The organism is Scandinavium sp. UTDF21-P1B, from assembly GCF_040750395.1.
In the GTDB taxonomy this organism is placed as follows: domain Bacteria; phylum Pseudomonadota; class Gammaproteobacteria; order Enterobacterales; family Enterobacteriaceae; genus Scandinavium.
Window position 1 is genome coordinate 59,463 of record NZ_JBFLVD010000010.1, and the last position, 24,516, is coordinate 83,978.

The window sequence follows — 24,516 nt, forward strand, 5'->3', positions numbered from 1 at the left end:
TTAACGGGGCTTTTTTTATGCGGCGAGCACGCGATCCAGCGCTTTCTGCGCGGTGACCAGATGCTGACCTCCAAACAGAATCGCGCGGTTCAGGAGCGTATAGAGCTGGTAAATCGGCTGGCGCTCAAGGAAACCCGCTGGCAGCGGGGAAACGGACTGATAGCCATCGTAGATTTGCGGCGGCTGTTCCGGATGCAGCGGGAGCATCGCCAGGTCGCACTCCCGGTCACCCCAGTAGCAGGCAGGGTCAAAGATATAGGGCCCAGAGGGCCCCAGCGCGCAGTTACCTGACCACAGGTCGCCGTGAAGCAAAGAGGGCTGTGGCTGATGTGAGCTCAGGCGCTGGTGAATGTGTTCGACAATGCCGTCTATATTACCGAACGCCAGCCCTTTTTCTGCCGCCAGCTCCAGCTGCCAGCCGATGCGCTGCTCGGCGAAGAACGTTGACCAGCGACGCTGCCAGGCGTTGGGCTGCGGCGTAGTGGAGAGATCGTTATCAAAGTCGAGGCCAAACTGCGGCTGGTCGCTCCACTGATGAAGATGTGCAAGCTGCTGGCCGAGTAAAAAAGCGTTGTGTGCATCAAGCGGGCGGGGCGGCAGAAACTCCATCACCACAAAGCTGTAATCACGGTCGCTGCCGACGGCGTACACCTCGGGTACGGCAACGGTCTCACTTCGGGAAAGCAGCTCAAGCTGATCGGCCTCCGCGGTGAAGATGGGCAGCATTTCCCGCTCATCGCATTTGACGAAATAATCCTGGCCGCTGATACGCAAATGCCATGCGGCGTGGATCTCACCGCCGGGCAGTTCGTTACGCAGCTCAATTTCGCCGTCTCCGTGCTCTTCCAACAGGCTACAGATCGCTTGCCACATGCTCTCTCTCCCCATGTTTTCTGCCAGATCATAAGGTTAGTGCAAAAATGCGGTGGAAAACTCGAACTGACGCACAACTGCGCGTTTTAACTCGCCGTATCGGTAGTACTGGACTGAAGCCATTGCTCAAACGTCGTCACGCTGACGTCGGGCTTTTGCTTGATAGCCGCCTCTGCAAGGGCGAGGGTCAGGGCCTGAACGTCATCTTCACTTTGCGGGCTGACCAGACCAAACGTGTTGGTGCCAAGGTCATGCACTTTGCCCTCATCGTCTGCCAGCGTCAGGGTAAATCCGGCGCGGGTCAGGTGATTATTGAGCTCGTTGATTTCGGTCAGCGCTTGTTCATGAAACTTTACCGCTACCACGTAACGCGTGATATCACCGCTCATCGGGAACCTCTTTGTTAAGCATGGAGTTTTGATAGCATAGCCGATTACTGCTATTTTTCGACTCCTGCCACGTGGGTGGCGGGAAAACGGCTAAGCCCGGCACAAATAGTCGTAAATAGTGCGGGTATTTTCCAGGGAGCATAAGCGGGTACCCTGGTTAAGCGTGGCGGCACTACCTGCAGCGACCCCAAAGCGGACCATTTCTCCAAGTGAAGCTTGTTCCGCCAGCTTTATCACCATCGCGCCCACCATGCTGTCGCCTGCGCCAACGGTGCTCTGGCTTTTGACCGGTGGGGGAACCACCTGCACGCAACCGGTGGCATCAACACCCAACGCCCCTTGCGGGCCAAGTGAAACCACGACGCGTTTTGCTTTTCCACTCTGAACAATCTCTTCAGCGGCTTTTCGTACGTCGTCTGGCAGCGTCAGTTCCCGTTGCACCAGGGCGCTCAGCTCTTTCTGATTAGGTTTAACCAGTTCGATGTTTCCGACATCGAGCGCGGCGCAGAGCGCTTCACCGGAGCTGTCTATTACGCAGCGAATCCCCTGCTGCTGTGCGGCGCGAATCAGGCCGACCAATGTTGTGACGCTGACACCCGGTGGCAGGCTGCCGCTGATGACCAGAAGCGTTCCCGCAGTAAGGCGTAAAACTTGCTGTTCAAGCAGGTGGAATTCCGGAGCGGAAAGCGCGGCACCGGGCATTACAAAGCGGTACTGCTCGCCGCTACTTTCTACATGAACGTGAAGATTCTGCCGCGTCCAGTCACTGGCCTGAACGGTTTGCACGGGGATGTTTTCCTCCGCAAGCAGGGAAATCAGATGCTCGCCGGTTGCGCCTCCTGCCGGAAAGAGGGCGGTGGCTTTCCCGCCCAGAAAGGTAATTGCGCGGGCGACGTTGATGCCCCCTCCGCCGGGTTCAAAGACGGGTGCGCTGCAGCGCAGCTTGCCTTCAGGATAGATTTGCGGGGTGACCGTGGCGCTATCAAGGGATGGCGCCAGAGTAAGCGTACAGATATTAACCATTCGATTACCTCCATTCATGAGCCTGTTGGGCCGTTTCCAGGATGGCCAAGGCTAAGCCTGGCACTTCGGGTGTGTAGAATAAAGTTCAACGATCTGATTTTTCGCATATTTACAATCGCAAATGACGCCTCAGCTATATGAAATAAAACGCCTTTTGAGATCCTTCTTATTCAAAAAATGAAATAAGAATTCATTGCTATGTTATTCACGCCTTTTTATAATTTGTTACCTTTCTTTGGACCGCAATCGTTGCTCCTCGCGAAAGTTTCCGGGACCGTAATGGTCTCTTTTTTTGTTGTACGGACTCTTAATAAATGAAGCTTTTCAAGACAGTACCCGCAGTAGTTGTGCTGGCGGGGGGCCTTTTTGCGTCGCTGCACGCGATGGCCGATAATACCGTTTTTACTGTCATGGATGACCCATCCACTGCGAAGAAACCGTTTGAAGGTAAAATTAACGGGGGTTATCTGGCGCAGTCTGGCAATACAAAAAGTTCTTCCCTGACCGCCGATTCCACGCTGACCTGGTATGGCGACACCACTGCCTGGTCGCTGTGGGGCAACGCCAGTAATACCTCTTCAAACGACGAGCGCTCTTCTGAAACCTATCAGGTCGGCGGGCGCTCTCGTTACAACATGACTGACTATGATTATCTGTTTGGTCAGGCAAGCTGGCTCACCGACCGCTTTAACGGCTACCGCCAGCGCGATGTGTTCACCGCCGGTTACGGTCGCCAGATCCTCAATGGACCGGTGCACAGCCTGCGTTTTGAATTCGGTCCAGGTGTGCGTTACGACGAGTACACCAACGGTGATACCAAAACTCAGCCGCTGGGTTACGCTTCTGGCACCTACGCCTGGCAGATGACGGACACCACCAAATTCACCCAGGGTCTGTCTGTGTTCGGCGCAGATGACACCACAATCAACTCAGAAACCGCGCTGGACGTTGCTATCAACGACAGCTTCGGCCTGAAAGTGGCTTACAATGTGACCTGGAACTCCGAACCGCCGTCATCGGCACCGGAGCACACCGATCGCCGCACAACGGTAACGCTGGGCTACAAGATGTAATGATGCAGGCCGGAGTAATCCGGCCTGGTTGTTTTCAGGCTCACGAAAACAGCGCGGCCAGCTTCGGTATCCCCAATGCGCCAGGCGCCAGAATACCAAAGGCCCACACTGCCGCTGATGCGGCATTCGCTAACTGGAATTTTCCGGAAGGCATTCTGCAAATCCCGGCGACGAGCGGCACAACGGCTCTTAATGGGCCAAAAAATCGTCCGATAAATACTCCCCATGATCCCCAGCGCTCGAAGAAAAGGTGTCCACGCTGTAGCAGCTGTGGCTTCCGCGATAGCGGCCAGAGCGTTGTGATTCGATAGCTGTAGTGATACCCCAACCACCAGGATAGCCAGTTGCCAGCGAATGCACCCGCGGCAGCAGCCAGCCAGACCGGCATGAACCGCAGTTCGCTTTCACCAATCAACGCCCCGGTTGCCAGCAAAATCACCGTGGCGGGCAGAAGCAGAGAAATAAACGCCAGGGATTTGCCAAACGCGAGTAGCGCTATCACGCCCAGCGCAAGCTTTGGGTGAGAGCTGATAAAATCCGTCACGGTCTGAATCAGTGCCGTAAAGTCCATTTTGTCTCCTTCATGGTAAAACGGGTAAAACAGTGATACACCGAAAGAGATTAACGAAAGGCTAACGGCCAGGAGATTTGCATCATGTCGGTTGCGCCATGCATTGATTTAAATAGTGATTCAGGCGAAAGCTTCGGGCAGTGGACGATGGGCGATGACGCCGCGATTCTACCGCTCATCAGCAGCGCCAACGTGGCCTGCGGATTTCATGCGGGTTCACCCGCGGGTATTTTCACGACGCTACGCGCGGCGCAACGGTTGGGTGTCGCCGTTGGGGCACATGTGTCGTATCCGGATCTGGTTGGGTTTGGGCGCCGCAACATGGATGTGGCCAGTGACGAACTGACGGCGGATGTCATTTACCAGATTGGCGCGTTGCAGGGGCTGGCAACGGCGGCAGGCACACGGGTGAGTTACGTGAAACCCCATGGCGCTCTGTATAACACGATTGCGCATGATAAACGCCAGGCGATGGCGGTATTGGCCGCGATTCAGTCCGTTGATGCGTCTTTACCATTAGTCGCGTTGGCTGGCTCGGCGCTGATTGCGTGGGCGAGGGAAGCGGGCATTTGTACAGTGGTGGAGGCATTTGCGGATCGTGCCTACCATCAGGACGGCTCTCTGGTCTCGCGGCGTGAGACGGGGGCAGTGATTCATGACCCTGAGGTGGTCGCGCAGCGAGTGGTTCAGATGATTTTAGAAGGCGGTGTGACCTCCGTGGAAGGTGAGTTCGTTACAATCGAAGCACAGTCTGTATGTGTACATGGCGACAGCCCGGATGCGGTTGAAATGACGCGCTGTATCCGTCAGCGGCTGGAGGCTGAAGGTATCTCAGTCCGGGCTTTTATCCAGGCTGTATAGCATGCCGTGAACCGACCATCAGGCAAGCGCCGGCGGGCGATGCTCCACTCAAAATTGGGTATGTCTGCCAACCTGAAGGTCGTTTGAAGGTTTCTGCATGCACCAGCAGCGTTATGTCTGGAGTAGTCTGAGCCGGGTTTCCAGAGCCACGCCAATCAGCCGACAATCGTCATCAATCGGCACCAGGGGCCATTGAGGATTGAGTCCGGCCAGGTACATTTGACCGCCGTCGACGATCAGCTTTTTAAATGTGACTTCGCTGGCTCCAGGAAGCGTGGCAAGTACCAGGCTGTTATTAACCGGGTCGCGACCGGTGTCAAACAGTACAAAATAACCCTCCGGAACGCTCAGCCCCGTCGGCGCCGTCATCGAATTTCCCTCCATTCTTAGCCAGAAGGCTTCACCGAGAATCTCAATATCGGCGTCCAGCCAGAGCTCAACGTCCCGCGCATCATAGATTTCTGAAATCTCATGCCAGGCTGTCACCGGAAGAGTACGAAGAACAGGATATTTTTTACCGGGGGCAGAGTTAACTCGATATGGCGCAGTGGGATCGTTGACGCTCACCACGCCCATGCCAGCCAGCTCTTTTGCAAGGGCTGGACTGAACGCTTCTACATCCACTTTCAGCAGTCGCGCAAAAACCGAGGCTACAGCCGGATTCAACGGATTACGTCCATTCAGATAATGACCTACCGCGCCCTGGGTAATATCCAGTTCATCAGCAATCGACTGCTGGGTGATTCCGAGCAGCTTTTTCTTTGCCTCATAAAGCGTTTTAAGGCGCCTGGCGGCATCTGCCTGGGCAGGGGTAAGCACTTTTTTCTTTTCCATATTCAAATAGTAATACCCAGGTTATTAAAATAAAAATACCGCCGGTATTGTTTATTTCAATACACATAGTATTGTTGCTTCGGGCCATGCCACGGAGGCACAGAACATGAAAATTTCCCTTGCTCAATACGTCAGCGAAGTCGGTCAGGCAAAAGCAGCAGCAGCCATTGGCGTTCATCAGACGGCGATCAGCAAAGCGGTTCGCATAGGGCGACAGATTTATATCCTCAAGCTGCCAGACGGAGAGGTTAAGGCCGTTGAATATCGCGATTTTCCTCACCGCCGAAAGCCAATTGTCAGGTAGGTGGCCCGGGAACGCTTTTCTGCTCTGAAAGATGAATGCAACGTTATGGCGACATCAATTTACGCCATCCTTTAATAACCACACAATGACGTGTACCATGTACGTTCGTTATCAGCAGGCGAAGGCAGGCGTTACTGGTTTTGTCCATCCATGCGCTCGCGGTTTGCAGAGTGAAGCAAATAAAACCTTCTAACTTGTTGATATGAATAAACTAATCAATTTTGTATGTGCTCTTTCGTGTGGGGCACCACTGCAAATAAGGATATAAAATGCCTGTAATTACTCTTCCTGATGGCAGCCAACGCCATTTCGATCATGCTGTGACTCCAATGGATGTTGCCCTGGATATCGGTCCGGGTCTGGCGAAAGCTACTATTGCTGGTCGCGTAGACGGTGAGCTGGTTGACGCATCCGACCTCATTGAACAGGACGCTAAGCTTTCGCTCATCACCGCGAAGGACGAAGAGGGCCTGGAGATCATTCGCCACTCCTGTGCGCACCTGTTGGGGCACGCTATCAAGCAGCTGTGGCCGAACACCAAAATGGCTATTGGTCCGGTCATTGATAACGGCTTCTACTATGACGTTGATCTTGACCACACCCTGACCCAGGAAGATATCGACGCCCTCGAAAAGCGGATGCACGAGCTGGCGGAGAAAAACTACGATGTCATCAAGAAGAAAGTGAGCTGGCACGAAGCCCGCGACACCTTTGTGAAGCGCGGCGAGAGCTATAAAGTTTCCATCCTTGATGAAAATATCGCTCATGATGACAAGCCTGGCTTGTATCATCACGAAGAATACGTCGACATGTGCCGCGGTCCGCACGTGCCGAACATGCGTTTCTGTCATCACTTTAAGTTGATGAAAACTGCAGGCGCCTACTGGCGTGGCGACAGCAACAATAAGATGCTGCAGCGCATCTACGGCACCGCATGGGCCGATAAAAAAGCGCTGAATGCTTACCTGCAGCGCCTGGAAGAAGCGTCTAAGCGTGACCACCGTAAAATCGGCAAACAGCTCGACCTGTATCATATGCAGGAAGAAGCGCCGGGCATGGTGTTCTGGCATAACGACGGCTGGACTATCTTCCGTGAACTGGAAACTTTTGTGCGCTCTAAGCTGAAAGAGTACCAGTATCAGGAAGTAAAAGGCCCGTTCATGATGGACCGTGTGCTGTGGGAAAGAACCGGCCACTGGGACAACTACAAAGATGCGATGTTCACTACCTCCTCTGAGAACCGTGAGTACTGCATCAAGCCGATGAACTGTCCGGGTCACGTACAGATCTTCAATCAGGGTCTGAAATCTTACCGCGATCTGCCGTTGCGTATGGCGGAGTTCGGTAGCTGCCACCGTAACGAGCCGTCAGGCGCGCTGCATGGCCTGATGCGCGTCCGTGGCTTCACTCAGGATGATGCGCATATCTTCTGTACCGAAGAGCAGGTGCGTGATGAAGTTAACGCCTGTATTCGTATGGTCTACGATATGTACAGCACCTTTGGCTTCGAGAAAATCGTCGTCAAGCTGTCTACACGTCCTGAAAAACGTATTGGCAGCGATGAGATGTGGGATCGTGCGGAAGCCGATCTGGCCGTGGCTCTGGAAGAGAACAATATCCCGTTTGAGTATCAACTGGGTGAAGGTGCCTTCTACGGCCCGAAAATTGAATTTACCCTGTATGACTGCCTCGATCGTGCATGGCAGTGCGGAACGGTACAGCTGGACTTCTCCCTGCCGCAGCGTCTGAACGCCTCTTACGTAGGCGAAAGCAACGAGCGTCAGGTGCCGGTGATGATTCACCGCGCCATTCTGGGTTCTATCGAACGCTTCATCGGTATTCTTACCGAAGAGTTCGCCGGATTCTTCCCAACATGGCTTGCACCGGTGCAGGTGGTGGTAATGAATATCACCGATTCACAGTCTGAATACGTTAACGAATTGACGCGTAAACTACAAAATGCGGGCATTCGAGTAAAAGCAGACTTGAGAAATGAGAAGATTGGCTTTAAAATCCGCGAGCACACTTTACGTCGTGTCCCTTATATGCTGGTTTGTGGCGACAAAGAGGTTGAAGCAGGCAAAGTTGCCGTGCGCACCCGTCGTGGCAAAGACCTTGGGAGCATGGGCGTAGAGGAAGTGATTGAGAAGCTGCTACTGGAAATTCGTAGCCGCAGTCTTCAACAACTGGAGGAATAAGGTATTAAAGGCGGAAAACGAGTTCAAACGGCACGTCCGAATCGTATCAATGGCGAGATTCGCGCCCAGGAAGTTCGCTTAACGGGTCTCGAAGGCGAACAGCTGGGTATTGTGAGTCTGAGAGAAGCTATCGAGAAAGCTGAAGAAGCTGGCGTCGATTTAGTTGAAATCAGCCCTAACGCCGAGCCGCCAGTTTGTCGTATCATGGACTACGGCAAGTTCCTTTATGAGAAGAGTAAGTCTACGAAGGAACAGAAGAAGAAACAAAAAGTTATCCAGGTTAAGGAAATTAAGTTCCGTCCTGGTACCGATGATGGCGATTATCAGGTAAAACTCCGCAGCCTGATTCGCTTTCTTGAAGATGGCGATAAGGCCAAAATCACGCTGCGTTTCCGCGGTCGTGAGATGGCCCACCAACAGATTGGTATGGAAGTGCTGACGCGCGTCCGTGACGATCTGAGTGAACTGGCAGTAGTCGAATCCTTCCCAACGAAGATCGAAGGCCGCCAGATGATCATGGTGCTCGCTCCTAAGAAGAAACAGTAAGGCCTTCAAGTAACAATCGCTGTGGGGCTTTCGGGCCTCACAGATTTTGTTCGCCTACGTTTCGTTTATTAACAATGCGAAGTGGAAGTTATTAAAATGCCAAAAATTAAGACCGTACGCGGTGCTGCTAAGCGCTTCAAAAAAACCGGTGGTGGTGGATTTAAGCGTAAGCACGCAAACCTGCGTCATATTCTGACCAAAAAATCGACTAAGCGTAAACGTCACCTGCGTCCAAAAGGCCTTGTTTCTAAAGGCGATCTGGGTCTGGTAATCGCGTGCCTGCCGTACGCATAAGCCGTTAACGTTTAATTTTTTCATTAAGAATATAGATACAGGAGAGCACATATGGCTCGCGTAAAACGTGGTGTAATTGCACGTGCACGTCACAAGAAAATTTTGAAACAAGCTAAAGGCTACTACGGTGCGCGTTCACGCGTTTACCGCGTTGCCTTCCAGGCTGTTATCAAAGCAGGTCAGTACGCTTACCGTGACCGTCGTCAGCGTAAGCGTCAGTTCCGTCAACTGTGGATTGCGCGTATCAACGCAGCAGCACGTCAGAACGGTATTTCTTACAGCAAATTCATCAACGGCCTGAAAAAAGCCTCTGTTGAAATTGACCGTAAGATCCTGGCTGACATCGCCGTATTCGACAAAGTAGCGTTCACCGCTCTGGTCGAAAAAGCGAAATCAGCACTGGCATAAGCCAGTTGAAGAGGGAGGCTTGCCTCCCTCTTTTCGTTTTAGATTGACCTGTAACACCAGCAATACGTTGACTTTTCAGGGTGAAGACTTTTCAATAAGCACTTCACAGACCTTTTCAGACAAGGTAACGCAAGCATGAATGCTGCTATTTTCCGCTTCTTTTTTTACTTTAGCACCTGACTTCAGGAGGCTAGCGCGTGAAAGACGAAACGGAAAACAGCGCCAGAAAGCCTCCCCAGGGAGGCTTTTTTCGTATATAGATTTCAAGTTATTACGTCCGCAAACGGGTGTTTGCATAGACATTATTGAGGAAAACCATGTCACATCTCGCAGAGCTGGTTGCCAGTGCAAAGGCAGCCATTAACGACTCGCACGATGTCGCCGCACTGGATAATGTGCGCGTCGAATATCTGGGCAAGAAAGGGCACCTGACCCTTCAGATGACAACCCTGCGTGAACTGCCGGCGGAAGAGCGCCCGGCCGCGGGTGCCGTTATCAATGAAGCGAAGGAGCAGGTCCAGCAGGCGTTAAACGAGCGTAAAGCTGCCCTGGAAGGCGCAGCACTGAACGCCCGCCTTGCCGCTGAAACCATCGATGTTTCACTGCCGGGTCGTCGCATTGAAACCGGCGGTCTGCACCCGGTCACCCGCACCATCGATCGTATTGAAAGTTTCTTCGGTGAGCTCGGCTTTACCGTGGCGACTGGCCCGGAAATCGAAGATGACTACCATAACTTCGATGCGCTGAATATTCCTGGCCACCACCCGGCACGTGCTGACCACGACACTTTCTGGTTTGATGCTACCCGTCTGCTGCGTACCCAGACTTCCGGCGTGCAAATCCGTACCATGAAAAACCAGCAGCCGCCTATCCGTATTATCGCGCCGGGCCGCGTCTATCGTAACGATTACGATCAGACGCATACCCCAATGTTCCATCAGATGGAAGGTCTGATCGTTGATACCAACATCAGCTTCACCAACCTGAAAGGCACGCTGCACGATTTCCTGCGTAACTTCTTTGAGGAAGATTTGCAGATTCGCTTCCGCCCTTCCTATTTCCCGTTCACCGAACCTTCTGCGGAAGTGGACGTGATGGGTAAAAACGGCAAATGGCTGGAAGTGCTGGGCTGCGGCATGGTGCATCCGAACGTGCTGCGCAACGTTGGCATCGATCCGGAAGTCTACTCCGGCTTTGCCTTCGGTATGGGCATGGAACGTCTGACGATGCTGCGCTATGGCGTGACCGATCTGCGTGCGTTCTTCGAAAACGATCTGCGTTTCCTCAAACAGTTTAAATAAGGGCAGGACAGAACAATGAAATTCAGTGAACTGTGGTTACGCGAATGGGTTAACCCGGCGATTGACAGCGAAGCACTGTCGGGCCAAATCACCATGGCAGGCCTGGAAGTGGACGGCGTTGAGCCGGTCGCTGGCGTGTTCAACGGCGTTGTTGTCGGGGAAGTGGTCGAGTGCGGCCAGCACCCGAATGCGGACAAACTGCGCGTCACCAAAATTAACGTCGGTGGCGATCGCCTGCTGGACATCGTTTGCGGCGCGCCAAACTGCCGTCAGGGCCTGAAAGTAGCCGTGGCGACTATCGGTGCGGTGCTGCCGGGCGATTTCAAAATCAAAGCGGCGAAGCTGCGCGGCGAGCCTTCTGAAGGGATGCTGTGCTCCTTCTCTGAGCTGGGTATTTCCGACGATCACAGCGGTATTATTGAGCTGCCTGCTGATGCCCCGCTGGGAACCGACATCCGCGAATACCTGAAGCTTGACGACAACACCATTGAAATCAGCGTGACCCCAAACCGCGCTGATTGTCTGGGCATCATCGGCGTGGCTCGTGACGTTGCGGTACTGAACAAGCAGCCGCTGAACGTGCCGGAAATGGCGCCTGTTGCTGCCGCCATCAGCGATACTTTCCCAATCAAGGTTGAAGCCACCGAAGCTTGTCCGCGCTACCTTGGCCGAGTGGTCAAAGGCATCGATGTGAAAGCCGCCACGCCGCTGTGGATGAAAGAGAAGCTGCGCCGCTGTGGCATTCGTTCCATCGACGCCGTCGTGGACGTGACCAACTACGTTCTGCTGGAGCTGGGTCAGCCGATGCATGCGTTTGACCTCGATCGTATCGAGGGCGGCATTGTTGTGCGCATGGCGGAAGAGGGGGAAACCCTGGTTCTGCTGGACGGTAGCGAAGCCAAACTGAATGCCGATACCCTGGTGATTGCAGACCATAACAAAGCGCTGGCTATGGGCGGCATCTTTGGTGGTGAGCATTCCGGCGTGAATGGCGAAACGCAGAATGTCTTGCTGGAATGCGCCTTCTTCAATCCGCTGTCCATCACCGGTCGCGCACGTCGTCACGGACTGCACACGGATGCTTCTCACCGCTATGAGCGCGGCGTGGATCCTGCACTGCAATACAAAGCGATGGAACGTGCCACGCGTCTGCTGATTGATATCTGCGGCGGCGAAGCGGGTCCGGTTATCGACGTGACCAACGAAACCACTCTGCCGAAGCGTGCCACCATCACGCTGCGCCGCAGTAAGCTGGATCGTCTGATTGGTCACCACATTGCCGACGAACAGGTGAGCGACATTCTGCGCCGTCTGGGCTGTGAAGTGATCGAAGGTCAGGACGAATGGCAGGCCGTTGCGCCAAGCTGGCGTTTCGATATGGAAATCGAAGAAGATCTGGTTGAAGAAGTCGCGCGCATCTACGGCTACAACAATATCCCGGATGCGCCAGTGCAGGCGGGTCTGATCATGGGATCTCACAAGGAAGCGAACCTGTCACTCAAGCGTGTGAAAACCATGCTTAATGACAAAGGCTACCAGGAAGTGATCACCTACAGCTTCGTCGACCCGAAAGTTCAGCAACTGATTCATCCTGGTGAAGAGGCGCTGATTTTGCCAAGCCCAATCTCAAGTGAAATGTCCGCCATGCGTTTGTCGCTGTGGACAGGTCTTCTTGGCACCGTGGTCTACAACCAGAACCGTCAGCAGAGCCGCGTGCGCATTTTCGAAAGCGGACTGCGCTTTGTACCTGATACGCAAGCTCCGCTGGGCATTCGTCAGGACGTTATGCTGAGCGGCGTTATTTGCGGTAACCGCTACGAAGAGCACTGGAACCTGGCGAAAGAGACAGTTGATTTCTATGATTTAAAAGGCGATCTCGAATCCGTACTGGATCTGACCGGTAAATTGGGTGATATCCAGTTCAGGGTCGAAGCGAATCCGGCACTGCATCCGGGCCAGTCTGCGGCGATTTATCTGAAAGGCGAACGCATTGGTTTCATTGGGGTTGTTCATCCGGAGCTGGAACGTAAGCTGGATCTGAACGGTCGCACGATGGTGTTCGAGCTGGAGTGGAACAAGCTCGCAGACCGCGTGGTGCCTCAGGCGAAGGAGGTTTCTCGCTTCCCGGCAAACCGTCGTGATATCGCGGTGGTGGTGGCAGAAAACGTCCCTGCAGCCGATATTCTCGCAGAGTGCAAGAAAGTTGGCGTAAATCATGTAGTTGGCGTAAACTTGTTTGACGTGTACCGCGGTAAGGGTGTGGCGGAGGGGCACAAGAGCCTCGCCATCAGCCTGATCCTTCAGGATACCAGCCGTACACTCGAAGAAGAGGATATTGCCGCTACCGTTGCCAAATGCGTAGAGGCATTAAAAGAGCGATTCCAGGCATCATTGAGGGATTGAACCTATGGCGCTTACAAAAGCTGAAATGTCAGAATATCTGTTTGATAAGCTTGGGCTTAGCAAACGGGATGCCAAGGAACTGGTAGAGCTGTTTTTCGAAGAGATCCGTCGCGCTCTTGAAAACGGTGAGCAGGTAAAACTCTCCGGTTTTGGTAATTTCGATTTGCGCGATAAAAATCAACGCCCCGGGCGCAACCCGAAGACGGGCGAAGATATTCCCATTACAGCCCGGCGCGTGGTGACCTTCAGACCCGGACAGAAGTTGAAAAGCCGTGTCGAAAACGCTTCGCCCAAAGCAGAATAATTTCTGATTAACCAAAAAGGCCGCTTTTGCGGCCTTTTTTCTTTCCTGTTATTTGAAGGGACAATAAAATCAGCCACTTCACCTCACGATTTCAGGACACCATGCAACCACTTGCCCAACGCCAGCACCAACGAAACCAGCGATGGCTGGGAGGATTTCTGTTGCTGTTGCTGACGGCGATTTTCGTCAGCCTGTGCGCGGGCGAACAGTGGATAGCGCCGGGCGAATGGTTTACGGCGCGTGGTGAGCTGTTTGTCTGGCAGATTCGCCTGCCGCGTACGGTTGCTGTGGTGCTTGTCGGCGCATCTCTGGCGGTCTCCGGGGCAATCATGCAGGCGTTGTTTGACAATCCGCTGGCAGAACCTGGGCTGCTTGGCGTCTCCAATGGGGCTGGCATCGGGCTGATCGCGGCCGTCTTGCTGGGTAAAGGTCTGTTGCCGGGCTGGGCGCTGGGGCTGTGTGCGATTGCCGGGGCGCTGGTTATCACGGTTATCCTGCTACGTTTTGCTCGTCGACATTTGTCTACCAGCCGCCTGCTGCTGGCGGGTGTCGCGCTTGGCATTATTTGCAGTGCCGCAATGACCTGGGCGGTCTATTTCTCAACCTCCTTTGACCTGCGCCAATTGATGTACTGGATGATGGGCGGCTTTGGTGGCGTTGACTGGCATCAGGGCTGGCTGATGGTGGCGCTGCTGCCGGTGCTGACCTGGATTTGCCTGCAGTCACGACCGCTAAATTTGCTGTCGCTGGGCGAAACGTCAGCCCGCCAGCTTGGCCTACCGCTCTGGCTCTGGCGTCGTCTGTTGGTGCTGGCCACGGGGTGGCTGGTGGGCGTTAGCGTGGCGCTGTCCGGGGCCATCGGCTTTATCGGGCTTGTGGTTCCGCATATTCTGCGCTTATGCGGCCTGAGCGATCACCGCGTCATGCTGCCTGCCTGCGTGCTGGCAGGCGGTTCGGCGCTGTTGTTCGCCGATATTGTGGCGCGCCTGGCGCTGGCCTCGGCAGAGCTGCCGATTGGCGTCGTTACCGCAACCCTCGGCGCACCTGTTTTTATCTGGCTATTATTAAGGGCTGGCCGCTGAGCGCCGGCCGATAACCAAAGAGGACGCTATGCAAGACACTATTCTCAACACAACGGTCACCACTATCGACGGTGAAAACATCAGTCTGGAAAAATACAAAGGTAACGTGCTGCTGGTGGTTAACGTCGCCTCCCAGTGCGGACTCACGCCGCAGTATGAGCAACTGGAAAATATCCAGGAAGCGTGGGGCAAACAGGGCTTCGACGTGCTCGGCTTCCCGTGTAACCAGTTCCTGGGTCAGGAGCCGGGCAGCGAGGAGGAGATCAAAACCTTCTGCAGCACGACCTACGGTGTGACGTTCCCGATGTTCAGCAAAATTGATGTTAACGGCGAGCACCGTCATCCGCTGTACCAGAAGCTCACGACTGCTGCGCCTGTTGCCGTTGCCCCGGAAAGCAGCGGCTTCTACGAGCGCATGGCAAGCAAAGGGCGTGCGCCTAAAGTGCAGGGCGATATCCTGTGGAACTTCGAAAAGTTTCTGATTGGTCGTGACGGCGAAGTGATTCAGCGCTTCTCCCCGGACATGACGCCGGAAGATCCGATTGTGATGGAAGCTATCAAGCTGGCGCTGGCGAAATAACATGCCGCTGATGCAGCTGCAGGAAGTGGAGGAGGCTGGTCGGCTGCGCCTGCTTAACGCGGAAGTCCGACAAGGAGAGTTAGTTCACCTTGTCGGGCCGAACGGAGCCGGGAAGAGCACGCTGCTGGCGAGAATGGCGGGTCTGACGAGTGGGAAAGGGCAGATTGCCCTGAACGGGCAATGTCTGTCAGACTGGCCCGCGGCGGAGCTGGCCCGACATCGTGCGTATCTCACACAGCATCAGACACCACCTTTTGCCATGCCTGTATGGCACTACCTGACGCTGCATCAGCCTGATAAAACGCGGCACGCTTTGCAACAGGGGATTGCTGAGCAGCTGGGGCTGGAAGACAAACTCGAACGGCCGGTAAATCATCTCTCTGGCGGCGAGTGGCAGCGTGTTCGCCTGGCGGCGGTAGTGCTGCAAATCCATCCAAAGGGGAACCCGCAGGGGCAGCTTTTGTTGCTGGATGAGCCAATGAATAGCCTGGATGTGGCGCAGCAGGCGGCTCTGGACAGGCTGCTGGCAGAGCTGAGAGCGGCTGGCGTCACGATTGTCATGAGTAGCCATGACCTTAACCACACTTTGCGCTTTGCGAGCAATACGTGGCTGATGCGGCGTGGGGCATTGATCGCCAGCGGTGATACGGCGCACGTTTTGACGATCGAAAATCTGGCGGCTGCGTATGATATGCCGTTTAAAATGCTGCATGCGGATGGCGTTCAGATGCTGGTTTCTGCGCTGTAACAGGAAGGTTGCTTGCAACTTTGCAAATTCGCGGGCTAAATTATTTCTATAAAAAAATAGCAGAGGAACGCCAGGTTATGCGTCTCTTATTTATTTTCGTGGCCGCATTAATTTTAGCAGGGTGCAGTAGCCATCGTGCGCCGCCACCAAATCCAAGGCTTTCTGATTCCATTACCGTTATCGCTAACCTTAACGACCAGCTTGCAAACTGGCGCGGCACGCCTTATCGCTATGGTGGTTCCGGCCGCGGTGGCGTTGACTGTTCCGCCTTCGTGATGATGACATTCCGCGATAAATTCGATTTACAGCTTCCGCGTGATACCGAGCGGCAGTCGCAAATCGGCACCGAAATAGATAAAGACGACTTATTACCGGGCGATTTGGTGTTCTTCAATACCGGCTCAGGCGGCAGTGGGCTGCATGTCGGCATCTATGACACCGACAATCAATTCATCCACGCGTCCACCAGCCAGGGCGTCACCCGCTCATCGCTGGATAATGTCTACTGGCGAAAGCACTTCTGGCAAGCCAGACGAATTTAACCGGAAAATCAAAAAGGGCTATGGCCCTTTTTTTCTGGGTAAATTAAAAAGTATGCCTTTTTCGAAATAATTACCGTTTCTCATTTTCCCTGCGTAATGGAGCGCCGGATTGTGCGGCTGCCCGAATATGGATTACAATCATTCGAATGATAACGCAAAGGAATGCCTGAATTACAAAGGAACGAATGAAATTAATCTTTTTAAAATCAAAGATTTTGTTTTCTACTGGGATCATGCAGCAACGACCAGGGATGTCCCTTGAGACGAGGGGGACGCAATGATAGTGACGCTGGACAAAGCCTGGAAGACAGAATTGTTATTCCTCCCCGCGAAAAATGGGGAAGGGAAACTGATCGGGCTTGAAATAATCGCTAACTTTGTCGGTTCAGACGATAATGTTCGCACGCCTACGTCTCTGGTGACCTCACGCCTGAATGGCGAACAGGAAGTCGCACTGTTTCGTGAAAAACTGGCATTGCTCGAAAACTGTCAGATCTTTTTTATTCAGCAGCAGTTAATCGCCTGGATTAATATTACCCCTGCTATTTCTGATGCATTGTTAACACAAAAAATGCTGGCCGAAGAAGCCGGACGATTTTCTTTTCTCGAACTGACCGTCGAGGAAAACTTTCCTGGGTTGAACACGCTGGATAAAGATCACCCTCTCGTCCAGCTGGCGACTCTTTTTCCCCTGGTACTGGCCAATTTTGGTGCCGGCGATGCCTCATCGCATGCCGTATTTTCCGGGTTGTTTAAACGCGTAGTGCTCGATAAAAACTTTATTCAGCAGCAGGCGTTATTATTATCGTTCGATCCCTTTATGCGGGCGATAACGGCTCAGCTGGCACCCTCGTGCGAGTCAATGATGGCCGCTGGGGTTGATAACCCGCAGATCTTGGAACGTCTGTTACCCTGGGGTTTCAGTGCTTTCGTTGGGGCTATATGGCCTGCGGTGGAAATGGCCTCGCTCACGCGCCTGATGCAGGAATAACCCTGCATCCCGCCCGTATTTATCTCTTCCCACAGGCACTACACTACAGACAGGAGGATCTATGACCCTGTCTTTTACCCATCACTGGCGCGATGAGCTGCCAGGTTTTTATACCGAACTGTCACCGACGCCGCTCACCAATGCCCGTCTTATCTGGCATAACGCACCGCTGGCTGAAAGCCTTGCGCTACCCGGCTCATTATTCAGCCCGGAAAACGGCGCTGGCGTCTGGAGCGGTGAAGCGCTGCTGCCTGGCATGCTTCCACTGGCGCAGGTTTACAGCGGCCATCAGTTTGGCGTCTGGGCCGGGCAGCTCGGCGACGGGCGCGGCATCTTACTCGGCGAGCAGCAGCTGGCCGACGGGCGTCGCTATGACTGGCATCTGAAAGGCGCAGGCCTGACGCCGTATTCCCGAATGGGCGACGGGCGTGCCGTACTGCGTTCCACGCTGCGTGAAAGCCTGGCTTCAGAGGCAATGTTCGCGCTGGGCATTCCCACTACGCGCGCGCTGTCGGTGGTCACCAGCGATACGCCCGTTTACCGCGAAACAGTTGAGCAGGGTGCCATGCTGATGCGTCTGGCGGAAAGCCATCTGCGGTTTGGGCATTTTGAACACTTCTATTATCGCCGGCAGCCGGAAAAAGTTCGTGAACTGGCGGATTACGCCATTCGCCATCACTGGGCAAATCTTGAGGGCGAAGCTGACGTCTACAGCCTCTGGTTCCGTGACGTTGTCACCAAAACGGCACAGATGATTGCCCGCTGGCAGGCCGTCGGCTTCTGCCATGGAGTCATGAACACCGACAACATGTCACTTCTCGGGCTGACGATGGACTACGGCCCGTTCGGTTTCCTCGACGATTATCAGCCCAATTTTATCTGCAATCACTCGGATCCTCAGGGCCGCTACAGCTATGATAATCAGCCTGCTGCGGCGCTGTGGAATCTCCAGCGGCTGGCTCAGTCGCTTTCTCCGTTCATCGCGGTGGACACGCTCAACAATGCGCTTGACGGTTATCAGGAAGCGCTGCTGGTGGAGTACGGCAAGCTGATGCGCCGCAAGCTGGGATTGTTCACCGAGCAGAAAGGGGACAATGAGCTGTTAAATTCGTTGTTCAGCCAGATGGCGCGTGAGGGCAGCGATTACACGCGCACCTTCCGTATGCTGAGTGAAACTGAACAGCACAGTGTGGCATCACCTCTGAGGGATGAGTTTATCGACCGGGCCGGATTTGATGCCTGGTTCAGCGGGTATCGCGCCCGGCTTCAGGATGAACAGGTGGATGACGTTACGCGCCAGCAAAGCATGAAGCAGATGAACCCGGCAATTGTCCTGCGTAACTGGCTCGCGCAGCGGGCGATAGAGCAGGCAGAACGCGGTGAGTACGAGGAGTTTGCGCGTCTGCATGAGGTATTGCGCGATCCGTTTGCCGATCGTCATGATGATTACGCCAGCCGCCCACCCGAATGGGGCAAGCGGCTTGAAGTCAGCTGTTCAAGCTGAGGCTAGGGGGCAAGAAACACCTGCGGTGCAGATGCGTCGGGATGCTCTCCGATGCGCACCTCGGCGCCATACCAGCGGCTCAGCGTCTGCGCTTGCAGCACCTGCCGGGCGTTCCCCTGGGCGACGATCTCTCCCTGGTGCAATAGCACCAGCCTGTCGGCCCACAGCGCCGCCAGGTTGAGGTCGTGAAGCACAACGCACACGTGCAGCTGCCCGGCGCGGGTCAGCTTTTTCAGCAGACGCAGCAAATGCTGCTGATGGTACAGATCCAGCGCCGAAGTGGGTTCGTCCAGAAACAGCCAGCCCTGCGGCCTGTCATCAACCCATAGCTGCGCCAGCACGCGTGCCAGCTGTACGCGCTGCTGTTCGCCCCCGGAAAGGGCATTGTATTTCCGTCCCGATAGCGGCAAACAGCCTGTCAATGCCATCACTTCGCGAACGATCCTGTGGCTGCCGGTCTGTTCCCACGGCGCGCGGCCCATCGCCACCACATCTTCTACCGGCCAGTCGAAGCCGAGCTGGGTCTGCTGGCGCATCACAGCGCGGTGGCGGGACAAAGCCTGCGGCGACCACTCAGCCAGCGCTTTCCCTTTCAGAGAACATGTCCCGCTGTCCGGCGGCAAATAGCCGGTCAGCGCGCGCAGCAGCGTCGATTTTCCCGCGCCATTGGGGCCGATCAAAGCCACCAGCTCACCGGGCGCGAGCGTCAGGCTGATATTGCGTAAGACGGGGGAATAGCCGAGGTTTACGGCCTGTAAACAGTCAGACATGCTGGCCTCCCCGACGGAAAATCATCCATAAAAACCACGGTGCACCAAGCAGGCTCGTCAATAATCCCACCGGCATTTCTGCGGGGGCCACCAGCGTGCGGGCAACCGTATCCGCCACCAGCAACAGCATTGCGCCCACCAGCACGGAGCCGGGAATAACCGCCCGGTGATCTGCCCCGAGCCACATACGCAGCAGGTGCGGCACCACCAGCCCGATAAAGCCAATCACGCCGCTGACCGCCACTGCACTCGCCACCAGCAGGGCGCTACACATCAGCAGGCGGCGCTGGACTTGCTTCACGTTCACGCCGAGGTAGTGCGCTTCTTCGTCGCCAAGCTGCAGCAAATTCAGCTGTTTCGCCAGCCGCCAGATGATGGCCACCGTCGGCAGCATCAGGGACGCCGTGGCAAACAGCGTTGACCACTGCGCCTGGCCAAGACTGCCCATCCCCCAGAGCGAGAGCTGGCGTAGCTGCGCATCGTTGCTGAGCCACGACAGGACGCCCACGGCGGCGCCGCAGAGCGCATTGATGGCGATGCCGACCAGCAGCAGGCGCGAAAGCGCGTTGTCGTGGCGCTGGCTAAGCACAAAAATGACCATTGTTACTGTCAGGCTGCCGAGAAAGGCCGCCAGCATGGGGGCGTAGAGCATCAGCACCAGCGGGAGCGAGAAGGGCAACACCACCCACAGTGCTACCGCCAGAGCCGCACCGCTGCTGATCCCAAGCAGGCCAGGATCGGCCAGCGGATTGCGAAAAAGGCCCTGCATCACGCAGCCTGCCAGCGCCAGTGAGCCGCCAACGGTCAACGCCAGCAGCACGCGCGGCAGGCGAATGGTGAACCAGATCTGTCGCAGCGTGCCGTCACCGTGCCAGAGCACGTCCAGCGGCAGCTTCATCGCGCCAAAAGTGGTTGCTGCGAGCGTCAGGAGCGTTAACAGCCCGAGCAAAGACCATAGCGAACGGGAAACCCACGGTATCATCAGGGCGTCTGCTCCGCTTTGTTACGTAGCTGGCGTAGCGCGTCGGGTGTACGAATGCTGAAGCCCAGCAGCGCCATATCATCGACCAACAGCACCTGTTTATTGCGCCCGGCGGGGGTTTGCGCGAGCCCCGGTAGCTTCCATAATCCGGCTTCACCACCCATGCTCTGTACGCCATCGGCAGAGATCACCACCAGATCCGGCTGGCTGGCAATCACGCCTTCCTGTGAAAGAGGCTGATAGCGATTGAAGCCCTGCATCGCATTTTGCAGGCCTGCCGCACGAATGGCTGCATCGGCACCGGTTTGCTGTCCGGCCGCCATTGCGGTCATGCCGCCATGGCTCAGGATAAACAGCACTCGCTTGTTCAGCGGGGTTTTTGGCAAGGTCGCTAACGCCTGTTTCATGCTGAGGCGGAGGTTTTTACCTTCGGTTTCTTTATGCAGCGCGGAGGCGACGATCCTGATTTTGTCGTCAATTATCGTCACGTCATTGCTGCCAGGAACGGTGATGACGGTAACGCCGTTTTGTTCAACCTGACTCAGCGCCAGCGACGGCTGTGCCTGAACGCTTGCCAGCACCGTGGTGGGGTGCGTGGCGAGAATGCCCTCCGCGTTCAGCTGCCGCAGGTAGCCGACATCCGGAAGCCTTAACGCTTCCGGAGGCCACATGCTCGTGCTGTCACGGGCAACGAGGGCGCTTTGCGCCCCCAGTGCATAGACAATCTCCGTCACGTCGCCACCAAGCGTCACCACTTTTTGTGCCGCCGCACCGGCAAACAGAGGCAGGGCGGCGATTAACGCGACGACGACTTTCATGCAGCCAGCCCTCTGGCGGTCAGCGCTTCCACTTGAGTGCGCCATTGGGTCTGCTCCGGCTTACCTTCGGTGCGCTGGCCGTATAGCTGCGCAATCTGCGTGCCGTCAGCGGCAAACAGCTCGAGGCTGGTTACGTGCCCGTCGGCAGTCGGTTTGCGGGTGACCCAGGTTTCCGCAATGGTGTCTTCGCGCAGATGCAGGGTAAACGCCGGGTTGAAGATATTCAGCCAGCCCTTCATCGGCACCACTTTCTCGATAGCGCCGGTGAAAATCTGCACGCAGCCGCGGTTGCCGACGAAGATCATGATTTCGTTGGCGTCCTGGTGGGCATTTGCCAGCAGGCGCGCAACGGCATCGTTGTCGACCTGGCAGGCCAGATCGTCACCGACAAGGCGGAAAGTTTGCTGACGGCTAAGGTTATGGCGCTTCAGCAGGGTGAAGAACTGATGGACATCGGTCATCGCGCGCCATTCGGCATCCACAGCTTTGCCGTCGACGGTTGAGTCAGCCGTGGGGGCATCAGCGGCTTTCAGCTCAAGAGCAGGGTTTTCCGCGTGAATGAAACGGGTCAGAATGTCGGCCCATGCGCTCATGTCGGTGGTATCGGTGGTGTAAACCTTCAGTAGCGCATCACCCTGATGGTCGAAAAATTGAATACTCTGGCGTTCGCCGCGAGCGCTGGCTTCGCTGATATGAAACACGCTCGCCCACTGATTGAGGAACAGGCGCAGATCCAGCGCTCGTGGGTTCAGCACCAGCCCGGCGTGGCCGCTCAGATGCTGGTTGGTAAAGGTCCCGACCTGCTCATGAACCGCGTATTCATTACGACAGATGCATTTCACATCGCCCGCAGACTCCAGTGCCGCCAGAACGTCACGGCTTTCTCCCTGCAGGCGCCAGGCGTCGTGCCCCACGCGCGCCCAGGTCAGTTCGGCCTCGCTGATGTGCATCATTGCGGCGATATCACGAGCGTACTTGCCCGGGTTTTCTTCTTTTAGCGCCAGCCAGCGTGTGTAGTGATTCATGGTCTCTTCCTTCCAGATAAAGGCCCCGGTGAACCGGGGCAGGGTGATTACCACTGATAGCTTACGAAAATCTTGCCGTTCTGACCGTCCTGCGGAATACCCTGCGGCGAGTAGTACTCTTTGTCGAAGGCGTTGCCGAACACCAGCGTCGTGGTCAGGCCGCTGAAGGCCTGCTGGCCTTTATAGCTGACGTAAAAGTCATTGACGCCATACCCCGCCTGAGGCGTCGCGCTGATGCTTTTCGTATTGTCAGCGAAGGTACCAATCCAGCCCACGGAGAAGCCCGTTTGCGCCAGCGGCACGTCCAGACGGGAGGTAACGGTGTCCGGGTTAATGGACGTCAGCCACACGTCGGTATCGGTATCCTTTCCGCGTGTGCGGTTGTAGGCCACGTCGAGGCTGAACAGGTCGGTGGTGTATTTGCTCATCACGTCCCAGCCCCAGATTTTGGCATTGGGCACGTTGACGGAGGTCGTGGTTGCCGCCGCGAAATCCACGGAGGTGGTGATGTAATCCTTTGCGTTGGTATCGAAGTAGCTTGCCTTGAACTCAAGGCCGTCGTTCGCCATCAGCAGATCGTCAAAGCGCAGGCCGAAACCGTATTCCTGCGTTTCGTTGGTTTCCGGACGCAGGTTCGGGTTAGGGACCCAGTAGTTGGTGTAGAAGCTGCCAATCGAGAAGTGTTTGGCATCGTTATACATTTCGCCCATGGTCGGCGCGCGGAAGGCCTGCGCGTAGGAGCCAAACAGCATCAGCCAGTCGGTTGGGCTGACGGTCAGGCCTGCGCGAGAGGACCACTTATCGGCATCAACGTCGTCATAACCTTTGCTGCTGCCACGATAGTTGTCATAGCGCGTGCCGCCAAGGATCGTCACCGGCAGATCGCGAAGGGTGATTTCATCCTGCAGCCAGCCGGAGCTGAAATTGATGCGGGCGTCCGGGAAGCCGGTGGTCGTACCGCCAGGATTTTGCTCCTGACGATAGTACTCGCCACCATAGGTCAGAAGGTGAGAGGCAAAGCTGTCTGTAAACAGACGAGTGCGGTTTTCCACTTTGCCGCCTTTGGTGGTTTGCTTGCGGAATTCACCTGTGTCATCGAGGTTTTGCGCATTGATACGCACTTCGGACCAGTAGCCTTTGACGTCGGCGTTAAGCCAGTCATTGCCTTCTGGCGCGAGGGTGTAAGTCACCTGGGCGTCACGCTGGATGGTCGAGCGGTCGGTCATCGGGTTGCTGCCGCTGGAGGCGTCCGGCGTCTGAGGATTTTTTGGCTCCTGGGCGGCGTTGTTGTAATAACGCAGGGAGCCGCTCAGTTTCTGTGCCGGGTCGATTTTCCAGCTGCCTTTGGCAAGGAAGTTGCTGATGCTTTCATCGTTCGGTGCGGTGAATCCGTCGCTTTGTTTCAGATCGCCACGATCGCGGCTGGACCAGGAGATGATCCCGTCCAGCGTATCGGTACGACCGAAGGCGCTGGCACCCATGCCGAGGCTGCTGTCGCCGGTCCCGCCCGTGCCGAATACGCGATAGCCGCTGTTCTGACCCGCATTCAGCAAATCAGCTGCGTCAACCGTATCGTAAGAAATTACACCACCTAATGCGCCGCTGCCGTACAGCAAGGCCGCCGGGCCGCGCACGACTTCGATTCGTTTAATCAGGGCAGGATCGAGAAAGGTGCTGTTGAGGTGGCCGGTGTCAGTGCCCTGACGAATGCCATCGACCAGCACCAGCACGCCGCGGCGATCGTAGCCGCGCAGGTTAACGTCCTGACCGTTAGTGCGGCCCGTTCCGTCAACGGTGAGGCCAGGAACCTGGCGCAGCATGTCGGCGGCGCTGTTCGCCGTCTGACCTTCAGGGGTGTTGGCATCAACCACGGTCACCATCATCGGAGCTTCAAACGCACTGCGCTCGTTGCCGGTGGCGGTGACGGTCATTTGTTCAGGAGCGGCAAGCGCCGGATGGGTGATAGCGCCGAAAACAGCGAGGGCGACCAGGGTTGGGCGCAGTGATGCGGAATGCAGGTGTAGCATGCAACTCTCCATAGGAAGTGAAAAGCGCTGGCTGCCTCGGCATTGGGTCCTGGGTGGCTGGCGAA

Annotated in this window: 27 protein-coding genes and 1 other annotated feature; of the genes, 17 read left to right on the plus strand and 10 right to left on the minus strand. The window is 55.6% G+C overall.

All coding sequences use genetic code 11. The annotated features are described in order from the left end of the window. Window positions 1–15 precede the first annotated feature (15 nt). From AB1287_RS05895 to pfkB, 3 genes are all read right to left on the minus strand, one after another. On the minus strand, window positions 16–873 hold the full coding sequence (locus AB1287_RS05895) for a fructosamine kinase family protein (protein WP_312625766.1): 858 nt from the start codon (window positions 871–873) through the stop codon (window positions 16–18). 86 nt (window positions 874–959) lie between these two features. Then, window positions 960–1,262: a type V toxin-antitoxin system endoribonuclease antitoxin GhoS gene (gene ghoS / locus AB1287_RS05900; RefSeq protein ID WP_312625765.1), complete on the minus strand. Its 303-nt coding sequence runs from the start codon at window positions 1,260–1,262 to the stop codon at window positions 960–962. A gap of 90 nt (window positions 1,263–1,352) precedes the next feature. After that, window positions 1,353–2,285 (minus strand): 6-phosphofructokinase II, encoded by a 933-nt coding sequence (gene pfkB / locus AB1287_RS05905; protein ID WP_435617223.1) that lies wholly within the window; start codon window positions 2,283–2,285, stop codon window positions 1,353–1,355. Window positions 2,286–2,599: 314 nt separating this feature from the next. Between pfkB and AB1287_RS05910 the strand changes: the two genes are divergently transcribed. Further along, on the plus strand, window positions 2,600–3,358 hold the full coding sequence (locus tag AB1287_RS05910; protein WP_312625761.1) for a DUF481 domain-containing protein: 759 nt from the start codon (window positions 2,600–2,602) through the stop codon (window positions 3,356–3,358). Window positions 3,359–3,398: 40 nt separating this feature from the next. On the opposite strand, the gene AB1287_RS05915 is transcribed toward AB1287_RS05910, so the two are convergent. Then, the gene (locus tag AB1287_RS05915) at window positions 3,399–3,929 is read right to left on the minus strand and encodes a DedA family protein (RefSeq protein WP_435617224.1); all 531 of its coding nucleotides are present in this window, start codon (window positions 3,927–3,929) and stop codon (window positions 3,399–3,401) included. A gap of 84 nt (window positions 3,930–4,013) precedes the next feature. On the opposite strand from AB1287_RS05915, the gene AB1287_RS05920 reads away from it, so the two are divergent. Next, the gene (locus tag AB1287_RS05920) at window positions 4,014–4,790 is read left to right on the plus strand and encodes a LamB/YcsF family protein (protein WP_435617225.1); all 777 of its coding nucleotides are present in this window, start codon (window positions 4,014–4,016) and stop codon (window positions 4,788–4,790) included. A 111-nt stretch (window positions 4,791–4,901) separates the two neighbouring features. On the opposite strand, the gene AB1287_RS05925 is transcribed toward AB1287_RS05920, so the two are convergent. Beyond that, the gene (locus AB1287_RS05925) at window positions 4,902–5,624 is read right to left on the minus strand and encodes a LexA family protein (RefSeq protein WP_435617226.1); all 723 of its coding nucleotides are present in this window, start codon (window positions 5,622–5,624) and stop codon (window positions 4,902–4,904) included. A 106-nt stretch (window positions 5,625–5,730) separates the two neighbouring features. Here AB1287_RS05925 and AB1287_RS05930 point away from each other — a divergent pair, with 106 nt between their 5' ends. The 15 genes from AB1287_RS05930 (at window position 5,731) to selO (ending at window position 18,829) form a co-directional block, all read left to right on the plus strand. Next, entirely contained in the window at window positions 5,731–5,928 is a 198-nt protein-coding gene (locus AB1287_RS05930) for a Cro/CI family transcriptional regulator (RefSeq protein ID WP_435617227.1), read from the plus strand. A 269-nt stretch (window positions 5,929–6,197) separates the two neighbouring features. Further along, on the plus strand, window positions 6,198–8,126 hold the full coding sequence (thrS, locus tag AB1287_RS05935) for a threonine--tRNA ligase (protein ID WP_312625757.1): 1,929 nt from the start codon (window positions 6,198–6,200) through the stop codon (window positions 8,124–8,126). A 3-nt stretch (window positions 8,127–8,129) separates the two neighbouring features. After that, entirely contained in the window at window positions 8,130–8,672 is a 543-nt protein-coding gene (infC, locus tag AB1287_RS05940; RefSeq protein WP_071777538.1) for a translation initiation factor IF-3, read from the plus strand. A 96-nt stretch (window positions 8,673–8,768) separates the two neighbouring features. Beyond that, on the plus strand, window positions 8,769–8,966 hold the full coding sequence (gene rpmI / locus AB1287_RS05945; RefSeq protein WP_003030583.1) for a 50S ribosomal protein L35: 198 nt from the start codon (window positions 8,769–8,771) through the stop codon (window positions 8,964–8,966). Window positions 8,967–9,017: 51 nt separating this feature from the next. Next, on the plus strand, window positions 9,018–9,374 hold the full coding sequence (gene rplT / locus AB1287_RS05950; protein ID WP_000124852.1) for a 50S ribosomal protein L20: 357 nt from the start codon (window positions 9,018–9,020) through the stop codon (window positions 9,372–9,374). A gap of 130 nt (window positions 9,375–9,504) precedes the next feature. Beyond that, window positions 9,505–9,628, plus strand: a sequence feature (Phe leader region). Further along, window positions 9,510–9,554, plus strand: a complete 45-nt coding sequence (pheM, locus tag AB1287_RS05955; protein WP_001386830.1) for a pheST operon leader peptide PheM — start codon at window positions 9,510–9,512, stop codon at window positions 9,552–9,554. (Overlaps the previous feature by 45 nt.) Before the next feature lie 63 nt (window positions 9,629–9,691). Further along, complete coding sequence (pheS, locus tag AB1287_RS05960; RefSeq protein WP_312625754.1) at window positions 9,692–10,675, plus strand: phenylalanine--tRNA ligase subunit alpha; 984 nt, start codon at window positions 9,692–9,694, stop codon at window positions 10,673–10,675. Window positions 10,676–10,690: 15 nt separating this feature from the next. Then, window positions 10,691–13,078 (plus strand): phenylalanine--tRNA ligase subunit beta, encoded by a 2,388-nt coding sequence (gene pheT, locus AB1287_RS05965; protein ID WP_435617228.1) that lies wholly within the window; start codon window positions 10,691–10,693, stop codon window positions 13,076–13,078. Between the two features lie 4 nt (window positions 13,079–13,082). After that, window positions 13,083–13,382 (plus strand): integration host factor subunit alpha, encoded by a 300-nt coding sequence (gene ihfA, locus AB1287_RS05970; protein ID WP_006820203.1) that lies wholly within the window; start codon window positions 13,083–13,085, stop codon window positions 13,380–13,382. A 101-nt stretch (window positions 13,383–13,483) separates the two neighbouring features. Further along, window positions 13,484–14,464 (plus strand): vitamin B12 ABC transporter permease BtuC, encoded by a 981-nt coding sequence (gene btuC, locus AB1287_RS05975; RefSeq protein WP_435617229.1) that lies wholly within the window; start codon window positions 13,484–13,486, stop codon window positions 14,462–14,464. 28 nt (window positions 14,465–14,492) lie between these two features. Further along, a complete protein-coding gene (locus AB1287_RS05980) occupies window positions 14,493–15,044 on the plus strand; it encodes a glutathione peroxidase (RefSeq protein ID WP_435617230.1) in 552 nt (183 codons plus the stop codon). Between the two features lies 1 nt (window position 15,045). Further along, entirely contained in the window at window positions 15,046–15,792 is a 747-nt protein-coding gene (gene btuD / locus AB1287_RS05985) for a vitamin B12 ABC transporter ATP-binding protein BtuD (protein ID WP_435617231.1), read from the plus strand. Window positions 15,793–15,869: 77 nt separating this feature from the next. Beyond that, window positions 15,870–16,334, plus strand: coding sequence for an NlpC/P60 family protein (locus AB1287_RS05990; protein WP_312625747.1), 465 nt, complete (start codon window positions 15,870–15,872; stop codon window positions 16,332–16,334). 277 nt (window positions 16,335–16,611) lie between these two features. Further along, a complete protein-coding gene (locus AB1287_RS05995) occupies window positions 16,612–17,325 on the plus strand; it encodes an EAL domain-containing protein (protein WP_435617232.1) in 714 nt (237 codons plus the stop codon). Window positions 17,326–17,386: 61 nt separating this feature from the next. Continuing rightward, window positions 17,387–18,829: a protein adenylyltransferase SelO gene (gene selO / locus AB1287_RS06000; RefSeq protein WP_435617233.1), complete on the plus strand. Its 1,443-nt coding sequence runs from the start codon at window positions 17,387–17,389 to the stop codon at window positions 18,827–18,829. A 2-nt stretch (window positions 18,830–18,831) separates the two neighbouring features. On the opposite strand, the gene AB1287_RS06005 is transcribed toward selO, so the two are convergent. Genes AB1287_RS06005 through AB1287_RS06025 form a run of 5 tightly spaced genes read right to left on the minus strand, consistent with a single transcriptional unit; the run spans window position 18,832 to window position 24,451 of the window. After that, entirely contained in the window at window positions 18,832–19,599 is a 768-nt protein-coding gene (locus AB1287_RS06005) for a heme ABC transporter ATP-binding protein (protein WP_435617234.1), read from the minus strand. After that, window positions 19,592–20,581 carry a FecCD family ABC transporter permease gene (locus AB1287_RS06010; protein WP_435617235.1) on the minus strand — a complete coding sequence of 330 codons (990 nt, stop codon included), beginning with the start codon at window positions 20,579–20,581 and terminating at the stop codon, window positions 19,592–19,594. The genes AB1287_RS06005 and AB1287_RS06010 overlap by 8 nt, the downstream gene beginning before the upstream one ends. Next, window positions 20,581–21,399, minus strand: coding sequence for a hemin ABC transporter substrate-binding protein (locus AB1287_RS06015; RefSeq protein ID WP_435617236.1), 819 nt, complete (start codon window positions 21,397–21,399; stop codon window positions 20,581–20,583). The genes AB1287_RS06010 and AB1287_RS06015 overlap by 1 nt, the downstream gene beginning before the upstream one ends. Beyond that, window positions 21,396–22,424 carry a hemin-degrading factor gene (locus tag AB1287_RS06020; protein ID WP_435617237.1) on the minus strand — a complete coding sequence of 343 codons (1,029 nt, stop codon included), beginning with the start codon at window positions 22,422–22,424 and terminating at the stop codon, window positions 21,396–21,398. The genes AB1287_RS06015 and AB1287_RS06020 overlap by 4 nt, the downstream gene beginning before the upstream one ends. Window positions 22,425–22,471: 47 nt before the next feature. Continuing rightward, a complete protein-coding gene (locus AB1287_RS06025) occupies window positions 22,472–24,451 on the minus strand; it encodes a TonB-dependent hemoglobin/transferrin/lactoferrin family receptor (protein WP_435617238.1) in 1,980 nt (659 codons plus the stop codon). Between the last annotated feature and the right edge of the window lie 65 nt (window positions 24,452–24,516).

Excerpts from the sequence above, each read along its gene's own strand:
- AB1287_RS05895 (WP_312625766.1), bottom strand. The coding sequence starts at position 873 with ATGTGGCAAGCGATCTGTAGCCTGTTGGAAGAGCACGGAGACGGCGAA.
- ghoS (WP_312625765.1), bottom strand. The coding sequence starts at position 1,262 with ATGAGCGGTGATATCACGCGTTACGTGGTAGCGGTAAAGTTTCATGAA.
- pfkB (WP_435617223.1), bottom strand. The coding sequence starts at position 2,285 with ATGGTTAATATCTGTACGCTTACTCTGGCGCCATCCCTTGATAGCGCC.
- AB1287_RS05910 (WP_312625761.1), top strand. The coding sequence starts at position 2,600 with ATGAAGCTTTTCAAGACAGTACCCGCAGTAGTTGTGCTGGCGGGGGGC.
- AB1287_RS05915 (WP_435617224.1), bottom strand. The coding sequence starts at position 3,929 with ATGGACTTTACGGCACTGATTCAGACCGTGACGGATTTTATCAGCTCT.
- AB1287_RS05920 (WP_435617225.1), top strand. The coding sequence starts at position 4,014 with ATGTCGGTTGCGCCATGCATTGATTTAAATAGTGATTCAGGCGAAAGC.
- AB1287_RS05925 (WP_435617226.1), bottom strand. The coding sequence starts at position 5,624 with ATGGAAAAGAAAAAAGTGCTTACCCCTGCCCAGGCAGATGCCGCCAGG.
- AB1287_RS05930 (WP_435617227.1), top strand. The coding sequence starts at position 5,731 with ATGAAAATTTCCCTTGCTCAATACGTCAGCGAAGTCGGTCAGGCAAAA.
- thrS (WP_312625757.1), top strand. The coding sequence starts at position 6,198 with ATGCCTGTAATTACTCTTCCTGATGGCAGCCAACGCCATTTCGATCAT.
- rpmI (WP_003030583.1), top strand. The coding sequence starts at position 8,769 with ATGCCAAAAATTAAGACCGTACGCGGTGCTGCTAAGCGCTTCAAAAAA.
- rplT (WP_000124852.1), top strand. The coding sequence starts at position 9,018 with ATGGCTCGCGTAAAACGTGGTGTAATTGCACGTGCACGTCACAAGAAA.
- pheS (WP_312625754.1), top strand. The coding sequence starts at position 9,692 with ATGTCACATCTCGCAGAGCTGGTTGCCAGTGCAAAGGCAGCCATTAAC.
- pheT (WP_435617228.1), top strand. The coding sequence starts at position 10,691 with ATGAAATTCAGTGAACTGTGGTTACGCGAATGGGTTAACCCGGCGATT.
- ihfA (WP_006820203.1), top strand. The coding sequence starts at position 13,083 with ATGGCGCTTACAAAAGCTGAAATGTCAGAATATCTGTTTGATAAGCTT.
- btuC (WP_435617229.1), top strand. The coding sequence starts at position 13,484 with ATGCAACCACTTGCCCAACGCCAGCACCAACGAAACCAGCGATGGCTG.
- AB1287_RS05980 (WP_435617230.1), top strand. The coding sequence starts at position 14,493 with ATGCAAGACACTATTCTCAACACAACGGTCACCACTATCGACGGTGAA.
- btuD (WP_435617231.1), top strand. The coding sequence starts at position 15,046 with ATGCCGCTGATGCAGCTGCAGGAAGTGGAGGAGGCTGGTCGGCTGCGC.
- AB1287_RS05990 (WP_312625747.1), top strand. The coding sequence starts at position 15,870 with ATGCGTCTCTTATTTATTTTCGTGGCCGCATTAATTTTAGCAGGGTGC.
- AB1287_RS05995 (WP_435617232.1), top strand. The coding sequence starts at position 16,612 with ATGATAGTGACGCTGGACAAAGCCTGGAAGACAGAATTGTTATTCCTC.
- selO (WP_435617233.1), top strand. The coding sequence starts at position 17,387 with ATGACCCTGTCTTTTACCCATCACTGGCGCGATGAGCTGCCAGGTTTT.
- AB1287_RS06005 (WP_435617234.1), bottom strand. The coding sequence starts at position 19,599 with ATGTCTGACTGTTTACAGGCCGTAAACCTCGGCTATTCCCCCGTCTTA.
- AB1287_RS06010 (WP_435617235.1), bottom strand. The coding sequence starts at position 20,581 with ATGATACCGTGGGTTTCCCGTTCGCTATGGTCTTTGCTCGGGCTGTTA.
- AB1287_RS06015 (WP_435617236.1), bottom strand. The coding sequence starts at position 21,399 with ATGAAAGTCGTCGTCGCGTTAATCGCCGCCCTGCCTCTGTTTGCCGGT.
- AB1287_RS06020 (WP_435617237.1), bottom strand. The coding sequence starts at position 22,424 with ATGAATCACTACACACGCTGGCTGGCGCTAAAAGAAGAAAACCCGGGC.
- AB1287_RS06025 (WP_435617238.1), bottom strand. The coding sequence starts at position 24,451 with ATGCTACACCTGCATTCCGCATCACTGCGCCCAACCCTGGTCGCCCTC.